We start from the raw sequence: 7,388 nt of genomic DNA, 5'->3' as shown, positions 1-7,388 counted from the left end.
TAGACTCTGAATAAATATATATTCTGTAAGAATAATAACATCAAAATACCAATAATTAAAATTTCTTTGAGAAATTATCAAAGAACAATACAACAGCATTACTGTTAGGGTAGGGGATATTGTTAGCTTAATTAGCAAATCATAATCAAGTTAATTTAAGTCAGCAAACAAATAGTTAAGCCAAGTAGTAAATCAAATTAGGTCGATACTACTAGACTCCAAAATGATTATTGCCATTACCAGTTCAAATCAAAAGTATTTAATTCTGATTTTCCATGAAAAACATATATACAACTAAAAATACCTTTGCCATTACAACTCCCCTTTACTACGTCAACGATTTACCACATATAGGCAGTGCTTATACCACTATTGCCGCCGATACGGTAGCTCGTTTTCAAAGGCTACAAGGTAAATCAGTGCTGATGATTACTGGTACAGATGAGCATGGCCAGAAAATTCAAAGAACAGCTCAGAACAAAGGAAGGTCTCCTAAAGAACACTGTGACTCAGTAGTTACAGGATTTGAATCTCTTTGGCAACAGCTAAATATTCAGTATGACCGTTTTAGTCGTACTACTGCATCCAACCACGAACAAATTGTTAAAGAATTTTTCCAAAGAGTTTGGGATCGAGGCGATATCTACTTAAGTCAGCAACAAGGATGGTATTGCGTATCTTGTGAAGAATTTAAAGAAGAGCGCGAACTTCTAGAAGATAAATATTGTGCTATTCATACTAACCAAAAAGTAGAATGGCGCGATGAGCAAAACTACTTCTTTCGTCTCTCCAGGTATCAGGAACAACTACAAGCTTTCTACCAAGAAAGGCCAGAATTTATTCAACCCGAAAGCCGTCGGAATGAAGTCTTAAGCTTTGTCAATCAAGGATTACAAGACTTTTCAATCTCTAGAGTTAATGTGGATTGGGGCTTTCAACTACCTATCGATCCCAACCATACCATATATGTTTGGTTTGATGCTCTATTAGGTTATGTCACAGCCCTTTTAGATCCTGATAGTGAACCCACTCTAGAGAATGCTTTATCAAAATGGTGGCCGATTAATCTGCATCTAATTGGGAAAGATATATTACGTTTCCATGCTGTTTATTGGCCAGCAATGCTAATGTCAGCAGATTTACCTCTGCCTGGCGGTGTATTTGGACATGGATTTTTGACCAAAGATGGCAAGAAGATGGGTAAATCCTTAGGTAATACTTTAGACCCTTTTGAATTAATCCAAAAGTACGGCTCTGATGCAGTTCGTTATTATTTTCTCAAGGAAATCGAATTTGGAGTTGATGGTGATTTTAGTGAAACCCGCTTTATTAATGTCCTAAATGCTGACTTAGCAAACGACTTGGGGAATTTACTAAATCGTACCCTGAAAATGGCTCATAAATACTTTAATGGTCAAATTCCTAATATTAATGGTGAGGAAATAGAAGTTACTCATCCACTTAAAACAATAGGCATTAGTTTGGGCGAAGAAGTTACTCAAGCTTACGCCTCTTTAGCTTTTAGTCAAGTTTGTGAAGCCGTATTGGTTTTAGTTAGAACCTGCAATAAATATATAGACGAAACTGCTCCGTGGAGTTTATATAAACAGGGTCAATTAGAAGCCGTAGCAGAAGTGTTATATTCTGTGTTGGAGTCTGTTAGATTAGCAGCTTATCTTTTATCACCGATCATTCCAAATATTAGCAATGCTATCTATCAGCAACTAGGTTTCTCAAATGATTTTAACGATAAATCAGTAATTAATAGTTCAGAAACTTTTGTCAAACAAGTAAGTTGGGGCGCTCTACCAGGAAATCAAATTCTGGGGCAACCTCAACCTGTTTTTCAAAGACTAGAACTGATAGAAACTGTTGCTTAAAAAGCTAATCGTAACTATTTTTTTTCAAATTACATACGCTGTTTTTCTCTGAAAAATTATCTCTGATTAAGAATTAAATTTCTTTATTTCATAAAAAAACTGAGGTTAAAAACCATGTTGAATCATCAACAAATACAAATAGAGTGTAATGAAATATTTACACCAGAACAAGTTCTAGAAAATCGTGGCAAAGTAGCTATTTTTATTGATGGGTCTAACTTATTTTATGCTGCTTTGCAGTTAGGAATTGAGATAGATTATACGAAACTTCTTTCTCGTCTTACAGGAGGTTCTCGTCTCCTACGTTCCTTTTTCTACACTGGAGTAGATCGTACTAATGAAAAACAGCAAGGGTTTTTGTTGTGGATGCGTCGTAATGGTTATCGGGTCATTTCTAAAGACTTAGTACAGTTACCTGATGGTTCTAAAAAAGCTAATCTGGATGTAGAAATTGCTGTTGATATGATGGCTTTAGTAGGTTCTTATGATACTGCTGTATTAGTTAGTGGAGATGGAGATTTAGCTTATGCTGTAGATGCTGTTAGTTATAGAGGTGTTAGGGTTGAAGTGGTTAGTCTTAGAGCTATGACTAGCGATAGTTTAATTAATGTTTCTGACCGTTATATAGACCTGGAACAAATTAAAGAAGACATTCAAAAAACTTCAAAATCTCCTAGCTATACCTATCGTCCTCTATCAGCTATAGGCTTGATGGATGAACATGATTAAGGATAAGATTTGGTCTAATTTAACTTAGAAAATTTGTCAAATTTTAGAACAATAATTAATTTAAAAGTGGAGTAAATTTTTTTTGAGTTTAGTGAATTAATACCTAGAGCATTTTTCTGTCTAGATTTGAGAATTAAATTAGAGCAAAAATTAAATATTACTTAACTACAAGGAAAGTCGGAAAAACTGAGCATTATTCAAGTGAAAGCTGGAAAAATTTGTGCTTATGATGAAAAACTTTCCTTGAGTCTTTTTTGAAGATATAGCATTTATCAAATATAGCAGTCCTATTTTATTTGTGTATAAAAAACTTACCGCTTTTAGGGAACAGGGAACAGGGAACAGGGAACAGGGAACAGGCAGGAGTTTCATTTTTTTTATCTACTTTTTAATTTGTCACAACCTATTTAGGATTGCTATAGATAATACCAATTCTCAAAAATTTTCCTATAGTTGGAAGCTAGCAAAAATAACTTTCCTTCATAACCGAAGTTACTAAATATTCAGTATTTACTCCAACAAATAATATTTAGAAATATAAAACCCTAGTATAGGAAAGTTTATGGTAATTGGTATAAGGTGCAAAAGTTTTGGATTTTTTAGAGTCGGAATTCCTATATACCAAATTCAAAAAAGATATTTACAGTAAAATTAGGATAAAACTGTTAGTAAATTTGCTACTGACATGAAGCTATACCAGAAGTTATGGTACTACGCAAATAGGGCACAGACATTTATGGATATGCGACCCCTCGCTGTTGCACGGCGCATCTGATACTCAAACACCTTTTATGGATTACTTCTGATATCATGTTCGGTTAATTAGTGATTAAAAAAATTTCTTCTCCTAATACCTTCTTTCTCCCTCCTAACTCCTGTACGTCGCCAATCCGACGGCTCTCTTACCTGACTCCTGAGTTCTCCCTAATTATTTTTAACTGTTCATCCGGACATAATATTACTTTTGACTTGCGCATAGCGCTATACCCTCGAAAGCATAAAAACAATTCCATGACTTAAAATAAGCTTATTAAGTCAATTGTGGAGTTGTTTTACTCTGATATAAGGGACTTCCAAATAAAAAATTATCCCATTAACTATGAAAATAAGGAAGTAGGGGCGAAGAGCGAATCGCCCGTACGGGAATAGGGAAGAAATTGAAAAAGTAAGGGAGTAGGGAGTAACCAGTCAGGATATAGTACATAAGTAGAGTACAAAAATTGGGATAATTTATTTTCTGCTATTCCCTAAAAGAAGTGTATAAAATGTGTATCTCTTGGCTCCTGACTCTTACCAACCAATACTTTGTAGCAATATTTTTTTAAACTGTTATTAGAGACTGAATGTATCAGTAAATCTAAAAAAGGGAATAGAGATTAGAGAACAGGGAATAGGGAATATTTGGGAGCCTAGAATACACAACTATTAGCCAGCAGAAGATATTCCTGAAATATTGACTAAAATATAGCTAGTTTTCTCATAGTGAAGACTTTTCCAATTAGCCATAAATATAAATTAATCCTATCGGTTAAAGCCTTAATATTTTGTTGAAAAACATTCTCTTATATAAAATCCGGTTATATAATATATGTTGATAATTCTATAATTACTTCAATCTCCCCACACTCCCCACACTCAACTATATAATAAGTATTCAATCGGATTTGATATTATACCTCTGGTAAAAGTAAAAATTAATTTTTTTCTGCCTTGTTTTAATCCTTTGATATCCTGTTATTTCCCTATTTTTTATTGCCTATTACCTATTGCCGACTGATACAATAATTATATTGAGAAACACGAGCTGAACATAATTGACTTTGTATGACAACACACAATAATTATTTTTCCCATTCAAAAAAATTATCAATCTCTTTATTAATCTTAGTAACTTTACTTCTAGGAATAACAGCTTGTAATCAACAAGATAAAACTCAAGAAAATATCTCAGAACAACCTATTCCTAATCAAACACCAGAAAGTGATTTAACCTTAAATGACGTTACTCTTGAAGAAGCATCTGAATCAGGTGAAATGTTATGGAGGGTAAAATCTAAACAAGCTTCGTATGTCAAAGATCAAGAATTAGTGAGAGTAACTAAACCTGAAGGTGAATTGTTTCGAGATGGAAAATTAGCCTATAAAATTACTGCATTGCAAGGAGAAGTATATCAAGATGGAAACAAAATTTTACTGATAGAAGAGATAGAAGTATATGACATCCAAAATCAAATAACTATCAGAGGACAACAATTAGAATGGTTGACTGAACCAGGAATTATTATTGTTCGCAACAATATAACAGGTAGTAACAAACAGATACAAGCATCAGCTCAAACGGCAAAAGTTATTAGTCTAGAAAAAAGAATAGAGTTCTATGGTCAAGTAGTTGCTATGTTCAAAGAACCTGTAATGAAAATACAAACAGACCAATTGTTTTGGCAGATAGATCAAAAAAAAATGATTGCTAATCAACCAATAAAAATAGAAGAATTACAAGATAAAAAAGTTATTGGTAGTGCTTATGGTGACGAATCAGAATTAAATTTAGAAAATCAAATAGTTACTCTAAAGAAAAATGTACAGGTGCTCCGAACCAATCCAAAATTACAAATAAGTAGCGATTTGATGATTTGGAATATGCCACAAGATTTGATTGATTCACCAGGACCTATAACAGTATTAGAACAAGGAGAAAAAGTAGTTTTACAAGCAAATAAAGGTCAAGGAAATTTTCAGAACAATACTTTTGTTTTATCAGGAGATGTCATTGGTGTTGGGCAAGAAAATCAAGCTCAATTAAATAGCGATCGCCTAACTTGGTATTTGAAAAATCAAACTTTTGAAGCAGAAGGTAATGTATTTTATCGTCAAGTCGATCCACCATTTAATGTTAGAGGTCCTCGAGCAGTGGGGCAACTCAAAAATGAGACAGTTATTATTCAAGGTGGTAATAGTAATGTAGTAACAGAAATTATTCCTCAGTAGAGAATAAGTAAGAAGGAAGAAGGACTAAATATTGATTGAAAAAAAATGGGAAAAATGAATGAATTGGAACAGCTATTTTTAAGCATATCCTATCAAGATGTACTTTTTTGTAGCATTCTTTTTTCAGGCGTTGGTGAATCAAACTATGGATTAAGATATTTGGGTAGGGCTATTTCATTCTAATTTCTGACTTTTTGTGCATTAATAAAAATATGCCTTTTCAAGGATTGAAGGTTAATCAACCAATATCTGCTAGTAAAATCCTCGCTAGATTCCAGAATGAAATAGCCCTGGATATTTGGGTGTTGCATTCTGTCTTACTATATTAATTATAAATACTCCAAAAACTACTTGATCCTGTTACTAAATAGTAGGGACGTTGCATGCAACGTCTCTATTGCAAGAGTGCCTATTCCCTACTTAATAAGCATGAAAATCATAGCTAAATTCACCAACGCCTTTTTTCAAAGTGGTATAATATATCATTGACATCCTCCCGACATCAAATCATAGATTATGATGCGGGATTCCTATCGATCAAATAAAAGATTAACTTTTCGGTGCGCTCGCACAATATCACCAAAACAATGGGATCATACCCTTTGCCTAGAAAATCTTAATCATTTCTACAAAATTACTAAGCAGTTGTGAAAACATATCCCCTACAAACACCCCATAGTGGCTATCACTGGGATGGTAGCGATCGCCGTTTTTTTGAAGGTTGGTATTATCGAGTCACCCTACCAGAAGAAAAACAAACTTTCGCCTTCATGTACTCCATAGAAGATCCTATCGGTGGTAAACCTTATAGTGGTGGTGGCGCTCAAATTCTTGGTCAAAATGATGAATATCTCTGTAGGACTTTCCCAGATGTGAAAAAATTTTGGGCAACCCCGGAGGTTCTAGAATTAGGTCATTGGGGACGAACAAATTTAACAGGTCCAGTTGGGTATTTAGATCCACAAGTATTTGAGAAGCGAATCGAACAAGGGTATCAAGCTACTGCTACTTGGCATCAAGGAGTTCTCTCCGATCCAGGAACAAATAATTATTGTCGTTGGCAATATGAAACACAACCTATATATGGTTGGGGAAACCCAGATGCAGAACAACAGTCAACTGCTGGTTGGCTGTCATTTTTACCAATTTTTGAGCCTGGATGGCAAATATTAATGGCTCATGGTTTGGCTACTGGTTGGATAGAATGGAATGGAAATATCTACAAGTTTACTAATGCGCCAGCCTACAGTGAGAAAAATTGGGGTGGCGCTTTTCCGAAAAAATGGTTTTGGTTGAACTGTAATAGTTTCTATGACAAATCAGATTTAGCTTTAACTGCTGGTGGTGGTAAGCGAGGAGTATTGTGGTGGATGGAAGAAGTGGCATTGGTGGGTATTCATTACCAAGGGAAGTTTTATGAGTTTGTACCGTGGAATTCTGAGGTACATTGGCAAATTCAGCCTTGGGGAGAATGGCAAATGCAGGCCAAAAATGATTTATTTGAGGTGGAGCTGACTGCTACTACTAACTGTTCCGGTACACCTTTACGGGCACCGTCAGAACAGGGATTAATATTTTTGTGTCGAGATACTATGCGGGGAAATTTAACTTTGAAGTTAAGGGAAGTTAGGGATGGTTATTCAAAGTTAATTTTGGAGGCACGGAGCGATCTGTGTGGGTTAGAAGTTGGTGGGGAATCTTGGGAGCAACCTTGGGTTAAGTGATATTTATAGCTTTAAACTATCAGATCAAGTCATTTCAGTTATTAGATATCTCCAAAAAAGAGGGAGT

The 7,388-nt window shown here is 34.7% G+C and carries 4 protein-coding genes; all 4 read left to right on the top strand.

Annotated elements, in window-relative coordinates:
• Positions 1–275 precede the first annotated feature (275 nt).
• The 4 genes from metG (at position 276) to F6K22_RS25065 (ending at position 7,321) form a co-directional block, all read left to right on the top strand.
• Positions 276–1,880, top strand: coding sequence for a methionine--tRNA ligase (gene metG / locus F6K22_RS25080; RefSeq protein WP_293104226.1), 1,605 nt, complete (start codon positions 276–278; stop codon positions 1,878–1,880).
• Positions 1,881–1,994: 114 nt separating this feature from the next.
• Positions 1,995–2,609, top strand: a complete 615-nt coding sequence (locus F6K22_RS25075; RefSeq protein ID WP_293104224.1) for a LabA-like NYN domain-containing protein — start codon at positions 1,995–1,997, stop codon at positions 2,607–2,609.
• Positions 2,610–4,433: 1,824 nt separating this feature from the next.
• On the top strand, positions 4,434–5,597 hold the full coding sequence (lptC, locus tag F6K22_RS25070; RefSeq protein ID WP_293104221.1) for an LPS export ABC transporter periplasmic protein LptC: 1,164 nt from the start codon (positions 4,434–4,436) through the stop codon (positions 5,595–5,597).
• Between the two features lie 647 nt (positions 5,598–6,244).
• The gene (locus F6K22_RS25065; protein WP_293104218.1) at positions 6,245–7,321 is read left to right on the top strand and encodes a tocopherol cyclase family protein; all 1,077 of its coding nucleotides are present in this window, start codon (positions 6,245–6,247) and stop codon (positions 7,319–7,321) included.
• Positions 7,322–7,388: the final 67 nt, after the last annotated feature.

This window comes from Okeania sp. SIO2F4, from assembly GCF_010672385.1.
Classification (GTDB): Bacteria; Cyanobacteriota; Cyanobacteriia; order Cyanobacteriales; family Microcoleaceae; genus Trichodesmium.
This window is presented reverse-complemented; position numbering and strand designations above follow the sequence as displayed.

Coding starts and splice junctions, on each gene's coding strand:
- lptC (WP_293104221.1), top strand. CDS start 4,434: ATGACAACACACAATAATTATTTTTCCCATTCAAAAAAATTATCAATC.
- F6K22_RS25075 (WP_293104224.1), top strand. CDS start 1,995: ATGTTGAATCATCAACAAATACAAATAGAGTGTAATGAAATATTTACA.
- metG (WP_293104226.1), top strand. CDS start 276: ATGAAAAACATATATACAACTAAAAATACCTTTGCCATTACAACTCCC.